General features: G+C 39.3%; 21 protein-coding genes, 1 pseudogene and 1 riboswitch. Of the genes and pseudogenes, 14 read left to right on the top strand and 8 right to left on the bottom strand.

The window, feature by feature from the left end; all coding sequences use genetic code 11:
- Positions 1-581 precede the first annotated feature (581 nt).
- The 3 genes from FFM59_RS02230 to FFM59_RS02240 all read right to left on the bottom strand — a co-directional run bounded on the left by FFM59_RS02230 (position 582) and on the right by FFM59_RS02240 (position 2619).
- A complete protein-coding gene (locus tag FFM59_RS02230; RefSeq protein WP_137601438.1) occupies positions 582-1655 on the bottom strand; it encodes an aspartate-semialdehyde dehydrogenase in 1074 nt (357 codons plus the stop codon).
- Between the two features lie 88 nt (positions 1656-1743).
- Positions 1744-2175 (bottom strand): MerR family transcriptional regulator, encoded by a 432-nt coding sequence (locus FFM59_RS02235; RefSeq protein WP_137601439.1) that lies wholly within the window; start codon positions 2173-2175, stop codon positions 1744-1746.
- A 9-nt stretch (positions 2176-2184) separates the two neighbouring features.
- Complete coding sequence (locus tag FFM59_RS02240; protein WP_225420270.1) at positions 2185-2619, bottom strand: GNAT family N-acetyltransferase; 435 nt, start codon at positions 2617-2619, stop codon at positions 2185-2187.
- Between the two features lie 124 nt (positions 2620-2743).
- Here FFM59_RS02240 and FFM59_RS02245 point away from each other — a divergent pair, with 124 nt between their 5' ends.
- Positions 2744-3637 (top strand): VOC family protein, encoded by an 894-nt coding sequence (locus FFM59_RS02245; protein WP_137601441.1) that lies wholly within the window; start codon positions 2744-2746, stop codon positions 3635-3637.
- Here the strand turns inward: FFM59_RS02245 and FFM59_RS02250 are convergent.
- Complete coding sequence (locus tag FFM59_RS02250; protein ID WP_137601442.1) at positions 3625-4287, bottom strand: histidine phosphatase family protein; 663 nt, start codon at positions 4285-4287, stop codon at positions 3625-3627. The genes FFM59_RS02245 and FFM59_RS02250 overlap by 13 nt on opposite strands.
- Positions 4288-4410: 123 nt before the next feature.
- Here FFM59_RS02250 and FFM59_RS02255 point away from each other — a divergent pair, with 123 nt between their 5' ends.
- Both FFM59_RS02255 and FFM59_RS02260 read left to right on the top strand, forming a co-directional pair.
- On the top strand, positions 4411-4677 hold the full coding sequence (locus tag FFM59_RS02255) for a hypothetical protein (RefSeq protein WP_137601443.1): 267 nt from the start codon (positions 4411-4413) through the stop codon (positions 4675-4677).
- A 113-nt stretch (positions 4678-4790) separates the two neighbouring features.
- Complete coding sequence (locus FFM59_RS02260) at positions 4791-6923, top strand: LTA synthase family protein (RefSeq protein WP_137601444.1); 2133 nt, start codon at positions 4791-4793, stop codon at positions 6921-6923.
- Positions 6924-6971: 48 nt separating this feature from the next.
- Here the strand turns inward: FFM59_RS02260 and FFM59_RS02265 are convergent, their stop codons facing one another.
- Complete coding sequence (locus tag FFM59_RS02265; protein ID WP_137601445.1) at positions 6972-7970, bottom strand: NAD(P)/FAD-dependent oxidoreductase; 999 nt, start codon at positions 7968-7970, stop codon at positions 6972-6974.
- A 173-nt stretch (positions 7971-8143) separates the two neighbouring features.
- On the opposite strand from FFM59_RS02265, the gene FFM59_RS02270 reads away from it, so the two are divergent.
- The 8 genes and pseudogenes from FFM59_RS02270 (at position 8144) to FFM59_RS02305 (ending at position 13949) form a co-directional block, all read left to right on the top strand.
- Positions 8144-9103, top strand: coding sequence for a nucleoside hydrolase (locus FFM59_RS02270; protein ID WP_137601446.1), 960 nt, complete (start codon positions 8144-8146; stop codon positions 9101-9103).
- A gap of 42 nt (positions 9104-9145) precedes the next feature.
- Positions 9146-9235: riboswitch (TPP riboswitch) on the top strand.
- 157 nt (positions 9236-9392) lie between these two features.
- Positions 9393-9974, top strand: a complete 582-nt coding sequence (locus FFM59_RS02275; RefSeq protein WP_137601447.1) for an ECF transporter S component — start codon at positions 9393-9395, stop codon at positions 9972-9974.
- Positions 9967-11352 carry an ATP-binding cassette domain-containing protein gene (locus tag FFM59_RS02280; protein WP_137601448.1) on the top strand — a complete coding sequence of 462 codons (1386 nt, stop codon included), beginning with the start codon at positions 9967-9969 and terminating at the stop codon, positions 11350-11352. Before FFM59_RS02275 ends, FFM59_RS02280 begins: the two co-directional genes overlap by 8 nt.
- Positions 11349-12002: an energy-coupling factor transporter transmembrane component T family protein gene (locus FFM59_RS02285; RefSeq protein ID WP_137601449.1), complete on the top strand. Its 654-nt coding sequence runs from the start codon at positions 11349-11351 to the stop codon at positions 12000-12002. Before FFM59_RS02280 ends, FFM59_RS02285 begins: the two co-directional genes overlap by 4 nt.
- Positions 12003-12071: 69 nt before the next feature.
- Positions 12072-12401, top strand: coding sequence for a magnetosome magnetite crystal formation protein family (locus tag FFM59_RS02290; protein WP_137601450.1), 330 nt, complete (start codon positions 12072-12074; stop codon positions 12399-12401).
- Positions 12402-12505: 104 nt separating this feature from the next.
- Entirely contained in the window at positions 12506-12958 is a 453-nt protein-coding gene (locus FFM59_RS02295) for a MarR family winged helix-turn-helix transcriptional regulator (protein ID WP_137601451.1), read from the top strand.
- A gap of 8 nt (positions 12959-12966) precedes the next feature.
- Positions 12967-13488 (top strand): GNAT family N-acetyltransferase, encoded by a 522-nt coding sequence (locus FFM59_RS02300; RefSeq protein ID WP_137601452.1) that lies wholly within the window; start codon positions 12967-12969, stop codon positions 13486-13488.
- 9 nt (positions 13489-13497) lie between these two features.
- Positions 13498-13949: pseudogene (locus FFM59_RS02305) on the top strand (GNAT family N-acetyltransferase).
- 50 nt (positions 13950-13999) lie between these two features.
- Here the strand turns inward: FFM59_RS02305 and FFM59_RS02310 are convergent.
- Together FFM59_RS02310 and FFM59_RS02315 are read right to left on the bottom strand one after the other, a co-directional pair.
- Entirely contained in the window at positions 14000-14491 is a 492-nt protein-coding gene (locus FFM59_RS02310; RefSeq protein WP_137601453.1) for a hypothetical protein, read from the bottom strand.
- A 23-nt stretch (positions 14492-14514) separates the two neighbouring features.
- Positions 14515-15888 (bottom strand): glutamate--cysteine ligase, encoded by a 1374-nt coding sequence (locus tag FFM59_RS02315; RefSeq protein ID WP_137601454.1) that lies wholly within the window; start codon positions 15886-15888, stop codon positions 14515-14517.
- A 165-nt stretch (positions 15889-16053) separates the two neighbouring features.
- On the opposite strand from FFM59_RS02315, the gene FFM59_RS10380 reads away from it, so the two are divergent.
- Both FFM59_RS10380 and FFM59_RS10385 read left to right on the top strand, forming a co-directional pair.
- Positions 16054-16761 (top strand): cation:proton antiporter domain-containing protein, encoded by a 708-nt coding sequence (locus FFM59_RS10380; protein ID WP_137601455.1) that lies wholly within the window; start codon positions 16054-16056, stop codon positions 16759-16761.
- Between the two features lie 18 nt (positions 16762-16779).
- Positions 16780-18009: a cation:proton antiporter gene (locus FFM59_RS10385; RefSeq protein ID WP_170175905.1), complete on the top strand. Its 1230-nt coding sequence runs from the start codon at positions 16780-16782 to the stop codon at positions 18007-18009.
- Between the two features lie 91 nt (positions 18010-18100).
- On the opposite strand, the gene FFM59_RS02330 is transcribed toward FFM59_RS10385, so the two are convergent.
- Positions 18101-19036 (bottom strand): alpha/beta hydrolase, encoded by a 936-nt coding sequence (locus FFM59_RS02330; protein ID WP_137601457.1) that lies wholly within the window; start codon positions 19034-19036, stop codon positions 18101-18103.
- A gap of 12 nt (positions 19037-19048) precedes the next feature.
- Between FFM59_RS02330 and FFM59_RS02335 the strand changes: the two genes are divergently transcribed.
- On the top strand, positions 19049-19966 hold the full coding sequence (locus tag FFM59_RS02335; RefSeq protein ID WP_137601458.1) for an alpha/beta fold hydrolase: 918 nt from the start codon (positions 19049-19051) through the stop codon (positions 19964-19966).

A 19966-nucleotide genomic window follows, 5' to 3' on the forward strand; every position in this document is an offset into this window, starting at 1 on the left:
AGAATTCATCCTACGCGCCCCAGTTTGTTCTTGGTCTTCCAGACCTACCATCCACTGGTGGTCAGCTTTGTTTTCTGTTTTCTGCGATCGTCGCATAAATTCCACCTCCATAATCAATGTGAGTTATTACTGTTCAGCCCTTCGTGACGAAGTCACTACTATGGCCTCGGCTGACTCCTGATAAACTCAGTATTCCATCACTGAAACAGTTGTCCTGTAGAACTTGATTGCTCTTCTTGTCGGGACTTGTCTATCAGGCCTCCCCGGGTAAGAACGTCAACTTTCATACCATGTCACCATTAGCTTTACCATAGTGATTTTGAGTAGTATCGGACTTCGATTTGTTGAGCAATCTTATCCAATCAGTTCTGGCCTTATAGCTACTTCTTGTTCATTGGTGCGGTATTTTGCTCCTCAGACTTCCTTCAGATTCCACTTCACAGTGGACACCCTTGTCCTTGGCTAGTGGTTCCGACTACTACGGCCCACAGTGGACTTTCACCACCTAGTTGGCGCCCATGCCGGGCGCACTCAAAAATCGAGTCTTCCAATAACGGAGGACTCGATTTGTTATTAACAATTTATTTAGTAAAGCCAGGAACCCTGAGTAAGTCCATCTTATCAAGATATTCAGCAATTTCAACTGAATTCCAAGCGGCACCCTTTAATAGATTATCAGAAACATTCCAGAGGTGGAATGAACCTTTATTTTCTAAATCTGGACGAACCCGTCCAACAAACGTTTCGCGCTTACCTTCAGCATTAATTGGTTGTGGATAAATTTGATTAGCTGGATCATCTTCTAAGATATCACCATCAAAATTACTGATAGCTTCATGAATTCCTTCTACCGTGGCACTCTTATCTAATACTTCAAAATAAACCGATTCACTATGAGCTACTGGTACTGGCACACGTGAACAAGTGGCAGTCACTTGAATTGCATCACTATCCATATCGCCTTCACACATAATCTTTTTGGTTTCATGAATCATTTTCCATTCTTCATGGGTATAACCATCGTCTTCAAAGACATCAATTTGTGGCAAGACATTAAATGCTTGTTGATAGTGCTTTTTATCGCCAGCAACGGGCAACACTTTTGGTGTAACCTTTTTGCCATCCAATACATCGCGACTTTCATCAAGTGTTTCTTGAATTGCGCGATTACCAGCACCAGAAACGGCTTGAAGGGTTGTCACAATAATTCGAGCCAATCCATAACGTTCACGGATTGGTTCCAGTGACATTACCATTTGGATAGTTGAACAGTTTGGATTAGCAATAATACCATTATGATCTTGCAATGCTTCAGAGTTCACTTCAGGCACTACCAATGGTACTTCTGGATCCATTCGGAAAGCAGAAGTATTATCAACCACTACTGCCCCACGTTTAACTGCTTCGGGTGCAAATTTCTTAGAAACTGACCCTCCTGCAGAAAATAAGGCCAAATCAATTCCTTCGAATGAATCTGGTGTAGTTTCTTCGACGGTATAATCCTTACCCTTAAATTTAACTTTGGTCCCAGCTGTCCGTGATGATGCCAGCATTTTAACTGACTTGACGTTCAAACTAGATTCTTCGACCATTTGAATCATTCGGGTACCAACAGCTCCTGTGGCTCCGACGATTGCTACATTGTATTCACTCACTGGAAAAAACCTCACTTTTAAAATTTTAAACTATTTTATCACAATACATAATAAATATAAGCGTTTTCACCTGAAAAAGCTAAGATAATTAACCGATTGTCCGATAATGCACTCCATCATCGTCTATAAACCCGTATAGTTTTTTGCTTTTATCATCATCTAGAAGCCCTAGATAAACTGCTTTTTGACCATCAACTTCTTCTAACCCAACGTGGGCTAACGTGGCAAATTTATGCATCCACTCCATCTTACCCAACAAAGCGCTACTTTTTTCATTGGCTTTAGCCAAAGTGAACCCTTCATCCAGATAATTTTTCATGAGCCGTGATTTAACGTACATTCTAAAACTAAACACTCGGGCATTTTGTTCACCAGCACGATCATTAGATTTTAAATAACCTTGCTTTTCCCAATATCGCAATTGACGAGTTGATACTCCTGCCATTTCGCTGATTTCACCAATCTTAAACTGGAATTTTTGAGTATTATATATTTCTCGAATTATGTCGTCTACTATCATAGTTAACTCCTATTTAACAGCTAGTTTCATTTCACGATGTAGGATTCCGGCTTCAGTAAATTCAGGCCCTACAGCCTTGAATCCAACTTTTTCATAAAACAATATGGCGGTTAATTGCGCTCCTAATACTAGATAATTAATTCCAGGTTCAAGTTTAGCTCGCTTGATAATTTCTTCCATCAACTGTTGTGCATATCCATGACCACGAGCATCTTTCATTGTCGCAACTCGCTGAACATGCCAGTTTTGATCTTCTTTTTTAATGCGAACAGTTGTGACCGGCTGGCCATCTTGATAACCAACAAAATGGTGTGATACATTATCAAATTCATCACGTTCTAGTTCTTCTGGCACGTTTTGCTCTTTGACAAAAACGGTCAGTCGAATATTCATCGCATCATGAAAAATCTGTGATTCAGTATCCGTTGTTTCTCTAATTTCCAAAATTTGTTCCTCACTTAAAATAATCGATACAACCATTATACTCGCTCAATACACTTTAAGTGCATTAAAAGTATTTTCAACCTATAATTTAGCTAGATTTGATTAAAATAACGAGGTGACCTTCATGGATATCCATCATATTTCTAGTTTAGCTGCCAAAACAAAACCAAATCAGCATTTTTACACACAAGTGCTTGGGCTTCGACAAGTCAAATATACCGTTAACCAAGAAAATCCTCACATGGTGCACTTATTTTACGGTGATTACTTAGGTTCTCCTGGGACGGTTATTACGTTTTTCATTGTGCCGTTTTTAGGACGACGGGTGAATGGTAATCATGATATTTATGGTGTTTATTTGGGCATCCCCACTGGCACCCTCTCTTGGTGGACCACTTGGATTAAGTCTCAAGATATCGAGGTCGAAACCACCAAACATGGCATTAATTTCAACGACCCTGACGACTTCAGAATTACGCTCCAGGAAATTGAAGAATCACTGCAACCAAATCAAATCATTCCCACCTCACCCGTGCCGGCAGAAAATCAAATTATCAAAATTATTGGGACTGATTGGATTGGTCCTGACATTGCCGCTTCAGAAGACTTTTTCAAGCAATATCTCAACTTAAATATTGATCAAAATCATCGCATTGAAGTAGGTCAAAATCAATTCATTCAATTAATTCAAAGTGATCAACCCGACGAACGCACTCGCTTTGGTCGTGGCAGCACAGATCATCTTGCCCTCGCATCCCCAACTGACGACGACTTATTTAGCGCTTGGAGTCGAGCAGCAGACCAGGGGTGGGAACAAGAAGTTTACAAAGACCGGACTTGGTTCAAAAGCATCTACTTGCGTGACCCGAGTGATAACCGACTTGAATTAGCCACCGTCACCCCAGGATTTACCGTGGATGAGCCGTTAGAAACGTTAGGCGAATCACTAGTCTTACCAAAATGGCTGGAACCACGTCGAGCAGAAATTGAAGACAACTTCGCTCATCAATCCGTTTGATTATAAAAATCAACCGTCACGTCATCATCAGTTACGATGAGTTTAGTGACGCTGCCGTTTGCAGGACGTACAGACAAGTCAAATTTTCCTTGTCCAAAGCGTTCCATTAAACTCAACAAAGTATTACCGTGACTAATCAATAAAACATTATCTCCATCTTTTAAGGTATCGTTGCTTCTAATAAGCGCGATGCCTTTATTAATTCTCAGCCAATATTCGTCATCACTTTCAGCATGATGGAATGGATCAGCTTCTTTCATAAAATCTTTGGCTTTGCCAATCGAATATTTGTCGACAATGGCTTTAAAGGTAGGAACCCCATGAGGAGCTCCTGTTGAGTACCAGGCCGCATCCATGTTGGTACCTTCAAATGAACCATAGAATTGCTCTCTAAAGTATGGTTGTGTCTCCGGCACTTTCACCGCACTAACTTGATTTTCACCGAGGATGACTTTGGCAGTCTGTTCAGCACGGGTGGTATCACTTGAATAAGCGGCAGCAAATTTAATTTGGGCCAATCGTTTCCCAGCGTCATGGGCATCATCAATTCCCTTTTGGGTCAATGGTGAATTGCTCCATCCTTGTAATTTATTATAAATATTGAAATACGTTTGTCCGTGTCTTACCGCGTATACATTTAATTTCGTCATATTTACAACTTCCTTTTTAAATTTATTTAACTTTAGTTTAGTCCACTAATCACTAATTCACCACAAAATCTTCACAATGTTACAGTAATATTACAAGCATCAAGAAGAAAGCAGGTGGCTAACATGGCCGTTATCGAAAATACTATTCAAAAATCAAACATTATCGTTTCCGCTAAAATTATTGCACTCACCAACAAAATGATTACTTTTATCACTCAAGATGGGCAACACTTACTGGTACCCGTCACTCAATCTGAACGCGAAGACGTGTTATTTCTCCCTTCACTAAAAGATATTTGGCATGCTGAACTGTGGATCCCCGTCAATCAAAAACTCCATCAGTTGCTACAATATGATTGGATGGCAGTTCCTGAAACAGCAAAGGCTTAACATTTAGTTACAAATTTCGTGAATTGGGTTAAGTATTCTAAACTGTGATAAAATAGCAATAATTAATATGTCCGAATCTGGGCCGAATAAAATTATTGTGAGGAATTCACCGAATGAAGAAGCTTATCAAACTAAAAGACACTAGAATTGGCTTACTTTCAATTCTAGTTGCTCTTTTTTGGTTAAAAACCCTTTTTGCGTACTTTATGGATTTTAATTTAGGAGTCGAAGATGTTTTTCAATTTATCATTCTCTTAATTAATCCGTTTGCCACTACGCTGTTAACTCTAGGGATTGCATTATATTTTAAACGATCACGCTTCTTTTACCCTGTGCTCGGCGCGATATACCTAATCAATTCATTCTTACTTTACATGAATGTGATTTACTATCGTGAATTTACCGACTTTATGACCGTAGCCACAATGACCGGCTATTCAAAGGTTAATCAAGGACTGAGTGGGAGTTCGTTATCCCTAACTAATTTCCACGACGTCTTTTACTGGTTGGACGTGGTCATCATTATTATTATGATGCTGATGCGTAAAATCCACTTTGATCCACGAGCTGTCAATCATCGGTTGGCATTTTCAATGACTTCCATCGCAGTGTTAGCCTTTGGAGTCAATTTGAGTTTAGCAGAAATGAGCCGTCCTCAATTATTAACCCGGACGTTTGATCGAACTTATTTGGTCAAATACTTAGGCCTCGATTCATTTACTGTTTACGACGCCTTGAAAACCGGTCAAACCGATCATTTACGAAAAACCGCGACGAAGTCAGAACTGGAAAAAGTTAAAGACTTCACCGATTCGCATTATGCTTCGCCAAATAAAAGCATGTACGGTATCGCTAAAGGTCGCAATGTCTTTGTCATTCATTTGGAAAGTTTCCAACAATTCTTAATTGATAAAAAGATTAATGGTCAAGAAGTGACTCCATTCCTCAATTCTATTTATCACGGCTCCAATACGTATGCCTTTGATAATTTCTTTCACCAAGTGGGCCAAGGAAAAACCAGTGACGCTGAAAACCTGCTTGAAACTAGTACCTATGGTTTATCGCAAGGTTCATTATTTGCTACTTTAGGTAGTGATAATACGTTCCAAGGAGCGCCCGCAATTTTAAACCAACGCGCTGGCTATACTTCCGCCGTCTTCCATGGTAACGTTGCTAGTTTCTGGAATCGTAATAATACTTACAAGAATCTTGGTTATCAATATTTCTTTGATGCTAGTTATTACGATACTTCCGGTGATAAAGCGACTGGTTATGGACTCAAAGATAAATTGCTGTTCAATGATTCAGTGCAATATTTACAAAGACTGCAACAACCATTTTATGCTAAGTTCATTACCGTCACGAATCACTTCCCTTATGAATTGGACGATGAAGATAAAGATAGTAACTTTACCACGGTTGATACCGGCTCTGATTCAGTCGACAATTACTTTGTCACCGCCCACTATTTGGATCAATCATTACAAGAATTCTTCACCTACTTGAAGAAGGCTGGTCTCTATGACAATTCAATGTTTGTAATTTACGGTGATCATTATGGCATTTCTGACACCGAAAATAAGAAGTTAGCTAGTGTCCTAGGTAGATCTTCTGATACTTGGACAAGTTACGATGACGCCCAAATGCAACGGGTTCCATTAATGTTCCTTGTGCCAAATTCTGGTGGCAAAGGTGGCATTTCACACATATACGGTGGTGAAGTTGATGTCTTACCAACCTTGATGCACTTGTTAGGCATAAGTTCCAAACGATACATTCAATTTGGGACCGACCTCTTCTCGAGTGGCCATGATCAAGTGGTTGCCTTTAGAAATAAAGACTTTATTACTCCAAATTACACCAGTATTTCGGGAGTAATTTACGATAATAGTACCGGTAAGAAAATTACGCCAACTGGCAAAGTAAAGAAAGAACTGGAAGCAGATCAAAAGAAAGTTTCCAAGGAATTGTCATTGTCTGATTCACTGAATACCAAGAACTTATTGAGATTCTACACTCCAAAGGGCTTCAAGTCCGTGGATGCATCCTCATATAACTATTCAGATGGTCTCGACAAAGCAATTAATATTGAAAAGAAACTAGGCACCAAATCAACCAGTGTCTACTCTAAAAATAACAATAAGAGTACGGTTGATGAATACTTCACCGATGCTCCAGAAGCAAATACTGCTTCAACAGATTCCAACCGGATTAAGATTACCAATCCAGATGATACACAAAACTAAATTGTGCCAAATTAAAACCATCATTCGCAAATTGAATGATGGTTTGTTTTATTTCTGATCTAAATGCATGGCCGTACTGTGTAATTGCGAATTTTTATCTGGATAGAGTTTATTCATAATTGCAGTCACTGCAGTTGGTCCTTCACCAAATGCTGTGACAATTAACTTAACTTTTCCCGGATAAATCACGCCATCCCCAATGGCATAAACGCCGTCAATATTAGTCATCATTTCTGAATCAACCTTAATGTCATGACGTTCTGATTCCAAATCGAGTGACCAAGCAGTTAACGCTTTGTTGTTCGAAGTGAATCCATAGCTTACAACGATATCGTCCACCGTTAATTGCTTGGTATCATCAGATTTCATCTTCTTCATGGTTAGTTCTAATGATTCATCAGCGTTTTGTTTTAAGTCCTTTAATAGATAGGGTACTTCTAGTTGAACGCTTGATTTCTCAATCGCCGTCACCATATGTTCTAATCCACGGAAAGTTTCACGGCGATGCATCAAATAAACTTGACTAGCCACTGGTTCCAGCATCATCGTCAAATCTAAGGCAGCATCCCCACCACCAGCGACTAAAACTCGCTTGTTGCGGAAATGTTCTTTTTGTTTAATAAAGTAAAATAAATGCTTATTTTCGAGTTCATCAGCACCGTCCACGGCTAGTTTGCGAGGATTGAATGCCCCATTGCCCAACGCAATAATGACTGTTTTAGAATGAGTTGTCCGCTTATCAGTGACAATTTCGAATTGATCATCTTGCTTGATTACATCTTCAACCGTCTCGCCCAAGCGTGCTTCAACTTTCACTAAACGCATTTGTTCTTCTAAATTACTAATCAGTTCATGCCCTGGAATATTGACTGAACCGGCCACATCCAAAATATGTTTTTCTGGGTATAAGGCGTCCACCTGGCCACCAAATTGTTCCAAGCTTTCGATTACTTGCACTTTCATTTCGCGCAAACCGGCATAAAAACTGGCAAACATTCCTGCTGGCCCACCGCCGATAATTGTTAAATCATAAATTTCTTCACTCATCTTAATTTGCACCTTCCTAATGTTATTTTCTAGCTTAACCTACTGACTGTTTCAATGTCAAAATCATTTTGACAATTAAAGAAACTCATCAAAGTTTAATTTGTTTTTCCAAGGTTAGTTGTTTATGATTGAAGTATGTAATGGCTTACATTAAATAACTCGGAGGGATTTACATGGCTACAAAAAAAATGATTCTTGATTTAGATACTGGTGTTGATGATGCCTTAGCAATTGCTTACGCACTAGCTGCACCAGAAGTCGATTTGATTGGTATCGTGAGTTCGTACGGCAATTGTCTCGTTGAACAATCGGCTGAAAATAGTTTAAAGCTACTTGAAATTTTGGGTGCAACTGACGTACCTGTCTTTATCGGCGCTAGTCACTCAAGTACTACTGATCATTTTGATGTAATGCAAGTAAGTAAAGATATCCATGGTAACAATGGGATTGGTGAAGTTGAATTACCAAAGGCCAAACGCCCTGTTGAATCACAAACGGCGGTCGACTTCTTGATTGAAGCCGCCCACAAATACACCAAAGATTTAATTTTCGTGCCAACTGGTCCAATGACCAACTTAGACGCCGCACTCGCTAAAGATCCGGCCATTGCCAAATTAATTGGCAACGTCACCTTTATGGGTGGTGCCTTGACCGTTGAAGGTAACGTGACTCCATATGCCGAAGCTAACATCAACCAAGATGCTGAAGCCGCTGACCGTGTAATGCGTAGTGATTTAAACATTGTGATGGTTGGATTAGATGTTACATTACGAACATTACTCACGAAAAATGAAACTTCAACTTGGCGTGAATTAGGCACGACAGCTGGTAAAGCCTATGCTGATATCACCGATTTTTACATTGATGCCTACTACAATTTGGGTATCGATAAAACCGGCTGTGCCCTTCATGATCCATTAGCCGTTGGGGTTGCGCTTGACGCTTCATTTGTCGACACAATCGATCTTAATATGAAAGTAACCTATGACGAAAACAATTATGGCCGGACCATCGGGGATAACGCCCGCTTAAATGATGCGACTACCAATGTCAAAGTTGCAGTCAACGTTGATAAGGATCGTTATCTCGGTGTCTTCATGGATTATTTAACTAAACTTTTCAAGAATCATTAATTTGCTTTCTGCGAGATAATAAGTTATATTTGCATTAATCAAATATTACATCTGGGGTGCCCACTTGGCTGAGATATACCCATTGAACCTGCTCTGGTTAATACCAGCGAAGGGAGATAACCTATATTTAACTCGACTAACAAATTTGTTAAGCGACTCTCCTTTTAAAATTGGAGGGTCGCTTTTTTCGACTTTCGAGTTATATAGTTATTGATTAAAACGTGTGGAGTATTTAGTTACTCACACACTCCTAATGTTATTTGATAATACATTTTTGGAGGGTTCTATTATGAATCTAAGCAATCATTATCACGTTCGCGACATTATTTTTATCACTTTAATTGGTATCGCCTTTGGTGCCATTTTCATCAGTACTAACTTTATTTATAACTTTTTGACAGTCGTCTTAACGCCAGTTGGCTTAGCACCAATGGCTAATGACATTAACATGGGAATTTGGGTAATGGCCGGTCCACTGACAGGCTTTATCCTTAGAAAACCTGGTGCAGGTTTCCTAGGCGAATTTTTAGCGGCAGTTGGTGAAATGTTCTTCGGTGGCCAATGGGGTGCTTCAACTCTCATTTCCGGTGCCATTCAAGGAATTGCTTCTGAACTTGGTTTCACTTTAACCGGCTATAAAGTTTACAACTGGTTCTCACTGTGCCTGTCATGCTTAACAACTACGATTGTCACCTTTGCGTGGGATATGTTTAAAAACGGTTATGCTGAATTTCATTTTGGCATGCTCATCCTGCTCTTCGTCGTTCGCTTTATCTCAATCTTCTTCTTTGGTGGCATCTTAACCAAAATGATTGCGGCCCTTCTTGACCGCAGTCATATGTTAGCGAAGTTTGGTGGTTCTAATGTCTAGCATCGACATTCAAAATTTGAATTTCAATTACCAACCCAATTCGACTACTTTATCTGACGTTAATGTCCAATTTGAAATTGGTCAATTTTATTTGTTAGTTGGTCCATCAGGAAGTGGTAAATCCACCTTACTCAAAATTTTAACCGGGCTGTTACCTGAATTTGGCGGTGAAATCGCAAATGGAACATTTTCAATTCCAAATCAGTTGAAAGTTGGTTTGGTTTTCCAAAATCCTAATCATCAATTCACCTTGGATACGCCTCGGCATGAACTTGAATTTGTATTAGAAAATTTGCGAGTTGATCCGGAATTAATGCCCGCTAAAATAAATTCAGCATTGGCATTTTGTGAAATTGAGTCATTGATTGATCGTCAGTTAAACACCTTGTCCGGTGGTGAAAAGCAAAAGGTCGCTTTAGCCATCGTGATTGCGATGGAACGCGATATTATCTTATTGGACGAACCATTTGCCAGTATTGATCCGCAATCTAGAGCTGAATTAATTGCCAAACTCGTTACTCTTAGAGACCAGCAACAAAAGACAATCATTATCGCAGATCATGACTTGTTAGGTTATAAACAGGTCGTGGATCACGTCTATACGATTCATAATCAAACGATTCAGACGCTTTCTCGTGAAGATGGATTGCAATTACTGACTGACTTTGAAAAACAAGTTCCTGCCATCACTTCGACTTTACCCATCGCTAACCTTGAAGTTGCCTTTAATTTCGACGAATTACAGATTCAAATCCAGCAACATGCGCTATTGTCACAGTCATCATTACAAATACCTAGTGGCAAAGTCACACTGATTACGGGTGAGAATGGAATAGGTAAATCCACCCTCTTCCTATCAATGGCCAAATTGATGAAGTTTTCAGGCGAAATTCAAATGAATCAAACCAATATTCAAAAAATTAAGGCCAAAAAATACGCCCGAGAAGTTGCACTAATTTTTCAAGACTCAGAAAATCAGTTCTTGACTGTCACCATGCGTGAAGAAATTGAACTCAGCAAGCAACACCGTAAGTCAGATTACTTCAATGATGCCATGATTACCTCGTGTTTAACCCAATTGAATTTAAATGAATTATTAGATCAAGTAGTTTACACCCTAAGCGAAGGGCAAAAGAAGAAATTACAAATTTTATTAATGCTAATTGTCGAACCTGAAGTTCTCTTATTAGACGAGCCACTCAAAGGACTGGACATTGATTCAATCCACCAAATTGTGACGATTCTAAACGCTTATCGTGCTGAACACCAACAAACGATTGTGATGATTAGCCACCAATTTAGCGGCTTAAATCAATTTGTCGATTACCATTTGAACTTTGCCAACCAAAAACTAACTTATGTGGAGACTGTCTCATGAATCCTAGTTTCAAATTAATCTTAATCATCTTGATTTCCTTTGAGATTTCATTTACTCGCAGCTTAACCGCCAACTGTGTGTTAATCGCGGTCTGTTTAATATATTTGATGATACATAAGATTAAGCTCAAGACGCTTGGTATTGTTTTGTTAATTCCAGTGATTCCGGCAGTAGCGCTCAGTATCACTATTGCATTTTTCACACCAGCACAAGATTATCACTTTGCCTTAGTGCTATTCTCTCGGATGTTTGCCTATGTGTTACTTGGAACTTCATTCACGTTGATCAATTCACCAATAGAGTTGGCACGCTCACTCGAACAAAATCTTCATTTACCATCAAAATTTGCTTACGGTAGTTTAGCTGCCTTTGGTGTTTTACCCAAGATGAAATCAACCATCTTAACCTTACAAAAAGCGGCCTTGATGCGGGGGATTACCTTATCATATTGGTCACCGAAGTTATATTTCAAAGCACTATTAATCGCAATGAACTGGTCTGATGAACTAGCTCAGGCGATGCTTTCACATGGCTACGTAGAAGATACCACACGAACCTACGCCGCTACGATTCCAATCAAATCCACTGATTGGGCGTACATGATTGTTCCGATATTAATCATTCAACCCCTCTTATTTTTGTTACCTTGAGCTTTTTAATACCCAACGACGTATAATATTGGTAAAATAAAGGTATACAAATTGAGAGGAGATTTTATCATGGAAACCAACCAATCATATAAAATCGTCAATGGCTTTAGCTACTTAAGTATCTTATTTCTCCCAATCATTTTTCCTTTAATCGTCTGGCTGTTAGCCGGCGACCGTGCAGAAATGAGATACCACGCTATTAGGGCCTTCTGGCTACATTTAATCCCAACGCTTTTAACAATGATTAGTGTTATTTTCATTGGGTCAGTCGGATTATTCACAGGAAACGCAGCTCATGTGGGCTGGCTGTCGATTATCCTGATTGGAATCTTAGCGATCGTTTCTTTTGTTTTATTTATCTACAATATAGTTAAAGCAGTGCAAATCTTCATCTCATAGCCATGTTAAAATACGATTCCACCATGGAGTCGTATTTTATTTCATTATTTTTTGATGCATTTACATCAAAATTAAGCTATAATAATTTCATGGAGGAATAACACATGACAGATGTACTTAGAGAAGTTGGTATGATTGCGCGAGCTTTGGACTCAATCAGTAACATCGAATTTAGGCAACTCAATTTGACCAAAGGACAATACTTGTACTTGGCCAGAATCTGTGAAAACCCTGGTATCATTCAAGAACAATTAGGTGAACTAATCATGGTTGATCGTTCAACCGTCATTCGAGCCGTTAAGCGACTAGAGACCACCGGCTTCATCATAAAAAAAGCTGATTTAACCAATAAAAAAATTAAACACCTGCACCCCACTCAAACTGGACTGAAGGCTTATCAAACTGTCATTAGGGAAAATAATTACTCAACTTGCGTTGCCCTGCATGATTTCACCAATCAAGAACAAGAGCAACTCGAACGGTTGTTAACTCGGGTCAGAAAAAATGTGGCCATTGACTGGGAATTCGTCAAAAAAGGCAATCATCGTCAATATTAGGAGAACAGATGGACTTTAAAATTAAACCAATTAGGCACAATCAACTAAATGAATTACAAGCAATTTCAATTGAAACCTTCACCGCAACCTTTGGTCAACAAAATACAGCCGATAACTTGCAGCATTACTTGGACGACGCATATAATCTGAAAACACTCTCCAACGAATTGCGTAATCCAGATTCATACTTTTATTTTTTGTATGTGGATGAGGCTATCGCTGGTTACTTAAAACTAAATGTTAATCACGCCCAATCTGAAAACATGGGCGGTGAAGCACTTGAGGTGGAACGAATTTATCTGACCAGCAATTACCAAAAATTTGGTTTAGGTAAAAAATTAATTTACTTTGCAGAGCAGCAGGCCAAGCAATTACATAAAAAGTTAATTTGGCTGGGCGTTTGGGAACATAATAATAACGCGCAGCACTTTTATGAACACTTAGGCTTCGTTCCATTTAGTTCACATTCATTTTGGATGGGCACTGATCGACAAACCGATATTTTAATGCAAAAATCACTGAAGGGATAAATCGCGTCAATGAACAATTTAACAACACAAATTAAAACTACCAAAGAATTAAGCAGTTCAGAATTACTCGCAATCTTGAAAGCCAGAGTAGACGTTTTTGTGGTTGAACAAAAAATTGTCCTTATCCAGAAATTGATGATAAGGATATCGACGCAATTCATGTCATTTTAACAGAGGGCGAGCAATTAGTCGCCTATGCAAGAATCATCCCCCATGATGACGGAACACATCTCAGTTTTGGCCGAGTATTGGTAGTCAAAGAGTTTCGTAACCAACAGCTAGGACACCAACTTGTAGCAAAAACGATTGAAACGATTCACGAGCTGTATCCCCACCAAACAATCAAAATTAGTGCACAAAATTATATTAAACAATTTTACGCATCATTTGGCTTCGTTGCCACATCTGACGTCTATTTAGAAGACGATATCCCGCACTTAGATATGGAATTGACAAACTAGTGCTTATACAAATAAATGCCGCTTATCCAACTTAGGATAAACAGCATTTTTTAATTATCTCGGTTTTTAATTTTAAAATTGAACACAAATTCCGTTTTGCTACTATCAAATTTTTCGCCATAGACGTGTAAATGATACAACTCAACGATGGAAAGTTTATAAACATCTTCCCAAACATCGAAGTTAGTCATCGAAATCTTTTTCCCTTTTTTGGTCAACTCAAATGAATCTTCGCCAATTCGATTCGTTAGGCCAGCTAATTCCAAATTACGCATGGCCAAAATCATATGATAACGGGTGTATTTAATTTGAGCTTTGCGTTCCGTTTCCGAAAACAGTTCATCACAAGTCGCACCCGTTAATATATCGTCCCAACTAATCACGCCCTGAATCGATTGCAAATATTTCATGATTGCAACGACGGCTTTTTGATCTCCACGACGCGTTTTAGAATTAAATAGTTCTAACTCATCAAATGGAATCCCATCATAGTTGGCTTCCTTACGACTAATTTGTCGGCCTATTCCATACCCATAATCCATAAGTCCACTCCCCCGAATTCACCCTACTTATCCATACCTGGTTCCCAATTTCCTTTAAACAACTGTAATTTTAAATCTTCTGCGCTCAAATTACCAGCAATATCAAAACCAGTGAATGGACGAATCGACTGCAAAGCTGAATTTTGGTAACGCTTGGCTCGGATTAGCGCATATTCAACTAAGGAATCATCCTTGATATGATTGACTAGGCGAGCGCTGGGAGTGGTACGTGGATTTTCAATTCGATCTTCGAGGTCTTCGATTTCTTCTTGGTACTCTGGGCCTAATTGAATTTGATTAGCGTACATTTCGAGTCGATTCAAAAAGGCACGAGCGTTAGTTTGGTATTTACTGATTTCGGTTGGAATTTCGGTGGCAACTTCTTCATTCATTTGATTGGCGCGTTCTAACACTTTACCGACTTCTTCTGGCCGTAGCGGTGGCGTCATGATGAAGTAGCTGGCCATTAATCGAATAAATCGGAGCGTGTTGGTCCGAACGCCAACAGAGCTACTAGGATCTAAGTCGAGCATTCTGAGTTCAAGATATTTCACCCCACTTTGAGGTAAATCTTTGAGGGGCCCTTCTCCTTTGAAACGCACTGCACCGTGAAATTCGTAATCAGAGATCAGAGTGCCGTCTTCTGCTCCTTGCAAGATTCGATCGACGTAACTTTGGACGTCGGAATAATCACCCTGAAATTTTGTGCCGAACCCATATGAACTTTGTCGAACAGATCTGATGGGATTGGCTGGGCCTTCACCCGTTTCAAAATAATTTTTTTCTGCAATCGGACTGGCACCAAATAAATATGTAATCAGCCAACGGTAACGCATGAATCCTTGGGCAATTTTAGTGTACATATAATTTTCTAATTCAATACGGTTTTCAAATCGGTCCTCTAAATAAGGATAGACCAAGTCAAACACGCGATTATCAATACTTAAATTGATGTGTGCACCACTGGGAGTCCCTTCTGAAAAGCCATGTCGATTAAGCCATTCTTCCAGGTATTCTTCCTTACTGGGATCAGCTTTTGCCAACAAACTTCGCTGTTCATCGAGATCTGCCGGTAGAGCTGGTGGCATGGACAATGGCCATAGCAGTTCACCTGGTGATAACGCTGTTCTGAGGGCATTATTTAGTCCAAACAAATAATGCATCGCATCCAACGCATGAGATGCCGGTGGTGTCACTACTTCAGACATGGTTTCCAAAAAATCATTGGTGACCCAGGGGTTAGTCTTCTCATCCCCCACACCTGATGGATACGGCTCCTTACTTAATTCACCATTTTCATCCACACGTTGCATTTCGATTTCAAGTCCCATCGTAAAGTCTTGGGTTTTTGCAACTGCTTCATTATCAAAAATTATTTGACCAATTGTACTAAACATTAGCTTACCTCCCCACCGGTTTCTGGTTACTAGTATACTATGCAATTTTATGCGAATTGTCTACTAAATTTACTTAACACTCTATAAAATACCATCATTCATTGACTACCATTTCAAACAAACTTTGTTACAATAGAGCTATTATTTAACGTTGAGGAGTATAGTATGGAAATTATTCTCATGGTCGTGGTACTGTTACTTGCAGTCATTGTGGCGAATACCGTCAATTTGGTTTATCCAAAAATACCATTAGCTTTATATCAAATTGCTGTGGGGATGGTGTTATCTTTTGATTCGCAGTTCCATCATTTCGTGATTCACCCAGAAATATTTATGTTAATCATCATTGCACCGTTGATGTTTAAAGATGGAAAATCAACTTCATTGCGAGCCTTGCGCACTAACTTATCGACGATTTTGTCATTATCAGTCGGACTCTCAGTCGTCACGGTAATTATTGCATGGTTCTTTATTAATTGGATTTGGAGTGCTGCAACCTTACCAATTGCCTTTTTACTAGCGGCAATCATCACCCCAACTGATGCAGTTGCTGTTTCGTCAATCACCCGGAATGTCGAAGTTCCAACTGACGTGCATCAAGCCTTAGAACACGAATCACTTTTCAATGACGCAGCCGGTATCGTGTTGTTTGGAATCGCCTTATCTTCAATTACTTCCGGTAATTTTTCTGTATTCACTAGTATCTTAGATTTTGGCAAAACTTTTTTTGGCGGTATCATAATCGGCTTTATCTTGGGTTACCTAGTCACGATTTTAAGACTCAATTTGACTAGAACTCATACCGATATCAGTGCCATCATTGTTCCGGTTGAAATCATGACTCCATTGTTTGTCTATTGGGTGGCAGAATAAATTGGCGTCTCCGGTATTTTGGCCGTGGTAGCAGCCGGTTTAGTGTTTGCTGCTTTCCAAACTCGCTTACGGTTGACTTCAACCAAGTTACAAATTGTCACCACGACAACTTGGGCGATTATTTCTGACATTTTAAATGGATTTGTTTTTGTATTATTAGGCGCAACATTGCCATCCGTGATGTCTGATTGGGGCGCACAAGATATCTCGATTCTGTTAATCAGTGGAGTTATTATATACGTGCTGATTACTTTAATCCGCTACGTATGGTTCAAATTTAATCTTGCTCCTAGTGTTAATTCCAGTAACAATAACGCCTTAAATGGTGCGATTGGCGGTGTTCACGGCACTATTGCGTTAGCAATGGCTTTCTCTATCCCAACTGGCGTCAATTCAACATTAACAGAGTTACGGGGTCAACTCATATTTGTCACTGCCACTGTCATTTTAGTTAGCTTGTTAGTTGCCACGTTTGTGTTCCCATACATTGCGCCTAAAAAACAAGATGAACTTTCGCAACAAGAATTGTCAGATATCTTCCGCGATTTAATTTACTACGCTGAATCTCAACTGCGTAATTCAAATCCTAAATCAAAGGAAGTTGACCGAGTCAGCGGCACAATTGGTAGCCAAACTCGTTCGTTCACGACACAACCGGATCGAAAAAAATACGTGAAATTAATTGATCAAGTTCATCAAGTCGAACTAGATACCCTGGATCAAATGGAAGATAACAACGAAATTACCCATCAAGAACGGATGATTTCAGAAAAGATTTTGCGTAAATCCTTAGACATATTTAGCAATCATGTCTTTGTTTCGACCTTCAATTTTCTGTCCAGAAACTTGCGACGTAAATTTCATTTTGGCTGCAACCGCCGTCGCCGCATTGAAGAATGGAGACAACGCGCAGAGCAACACAATCGAATTGATCGTAAAAAGATGCTATCGATTATTATCAAAACAACAGAAGCAGTCCAAGATTATCTGCGCACATTGAACGATAAAGAGAATGCCCATGAAATTAATTTCATTTTGGAATACTACAATCAATTATTGCAACGTTATCAAAGCAATGAAAATCTCGATGATGACTTGATGAGTAATTTGTTTATTCAAGCCTTTCAATATGAACATTCCTTTGTTCAACAACAGTTGGCCAGTGGTCAAATTTCAACGAATGTTGCGAATAACTTAAATGAACAAATTTCGACTGATGAACTAGTTTATATGCAGTCGCTGAACTAAAAAATGAGCTTTGACAAAAATAATATTTTGCCAAAGCTCATTTTTGATCAGTTCCATAAGGCAACTCTCTCACGAATTACGTTACACAACTTTACTTAATATATTTACTCAAAAATTGTGCCACCTTGTGTTGATACTCAGTTGGATTTTTATCTAATGAGGCAGCATGTTTCGCCCCTTTCACCACCCATAATTCTTTGGGACCACGCGTGGCTGAATAATTTTGATAGACCATCGAAGTTGGGACGAATTCATCCTTTGCACCATGGATAAAAAACATCGGCCGCTGATTTTTGTGCACTTGTTTCACGGCACTGGCTTGTCCAAAGAAAAAGCCATTACGAATTTTATTAATTCCACTCACGACATTTACTAGTGGAAAACTAGGTACGTGGTAGAGTTCTTTGGCTTGGTACGCAATTTCCGTCCGAGCATTAGTATACCCACAGTCTTCAACAAAGGCTTTGACTTGAGATGGCAGCTTTTCACCACTGGTCATCATTGTCGTTGCGCCACCCATGCTAACACCAAACATCACAATTTGAGAATTTTGCCCATTCGTATCAATTACTTTATTAATCCATTTTACGTAATCTTTTCGCTCAGGCCAGCCATAACCGATATATTGGCCTTGACTGTCTCCTTGTGCCCGTGCGTCAGGTAGTAAGACATTGTACCCTAATTGATGGAACAAATAGGCATAGGCCCCCATTGTGTTCTTACTGCCCATGAAGCCATGTGCGACCACCACGGTTTTGTCAGTTTGTGTAGCAGCCGGAATATAGTTGGCTACTAGTTTCAAATTACCAGTTGCTGATTTCATGGTCCACAGTTGCTTGTCAGCATCCAAATACCATTTTTTTTGCTTATAAAGTGGATCTGATTTCTTTAGTGTTTTCGTATCGCTTAAGAAACTTTTATGGCTAGGAATCACCGCTTCATGAAAAAAATAAAGGGCTGCGCCAATAAAACCAGTGCATATAATCAGAAACACTAATATAATTATGTATATATACTTTTTCTTCAAAAGGAGTTCACCTTGTCTATTGAATTTAATTTTCCATCAAGTGATGGTCAAACTACAATTTATGCTCGCAAATGGATGCCTACAGTTGCACCAGTGGGGATTATTCAAATCATCCACGGCATGGCAGAACATATTCAACGCTATGCGGAATTCGCGGAAAATTTAGCTGCCCACGGGTGGATAGTGGTCGGTGATGATCATCTTGGTCATGGTAAGACCGCCACAATTTCACACCTGGGCTATTTTGGTGCCGACCATCCTGTTGAACATTTACAACAAGATGAAATCAAATTAATGCATCTCATTAAAAAAGCTAATCCTAGTTTACCATACGTAATGCTTGGACACAGTATGGGGGCAATGATTTTACAAGCAATTTTGCGGAAAATCTCTTTTGAGATTGATGCAGCAATACTAATTGGCACTAGTGCCACGCACCCAGAGTTGCTGCCAGCTTGGCCACTGATTTCAGCTTTAAATAAAACTAAGCCTAAACAGATTGGTCATTTTCTGGACCGACTTTCATTTGGTGGTTTTTCCAAATCATTCAATAAACATGTCAAATACTCTTGGTTAACTCACAATCCATTAGTCTTAAAACAATATGAAGATGATCCAAAGTCAGGCTTTATTTTCACTAACAACGGGTTTTATACTTTACTGAGTCTGACCAAAATTGCCACCAGTCCGCATTGGGTTGACAACGTTCGCAAGGGCTTACCTATTTTAATTGCAAGTGGTACCAACGATCCCGTTGGTAAATTCGGTAAGGGTCCCGAGTACCACTTTAATCTACTCACGAATGCCCAATTTAAGAATGTCACATTGAAATTATTTGAAGACTTGCGCCATGAAATTCTGAACGAAGTCTCCAGAAAAGAAGTCTATCAATTTATCAATGTGTGGCTCAAAAACAATCTGCTCAAATAG

Source organism: Paucilactobacillus nenjiangensis (genome assembly GCF_005405445.1).
Taxonomy (GTDB): Bacteria; Bacillota; Bacilli; order Lactobacillales; family Lactobacillaceae; genus Paucilactobacillus; species Paucilactobacillus nenjiangensis.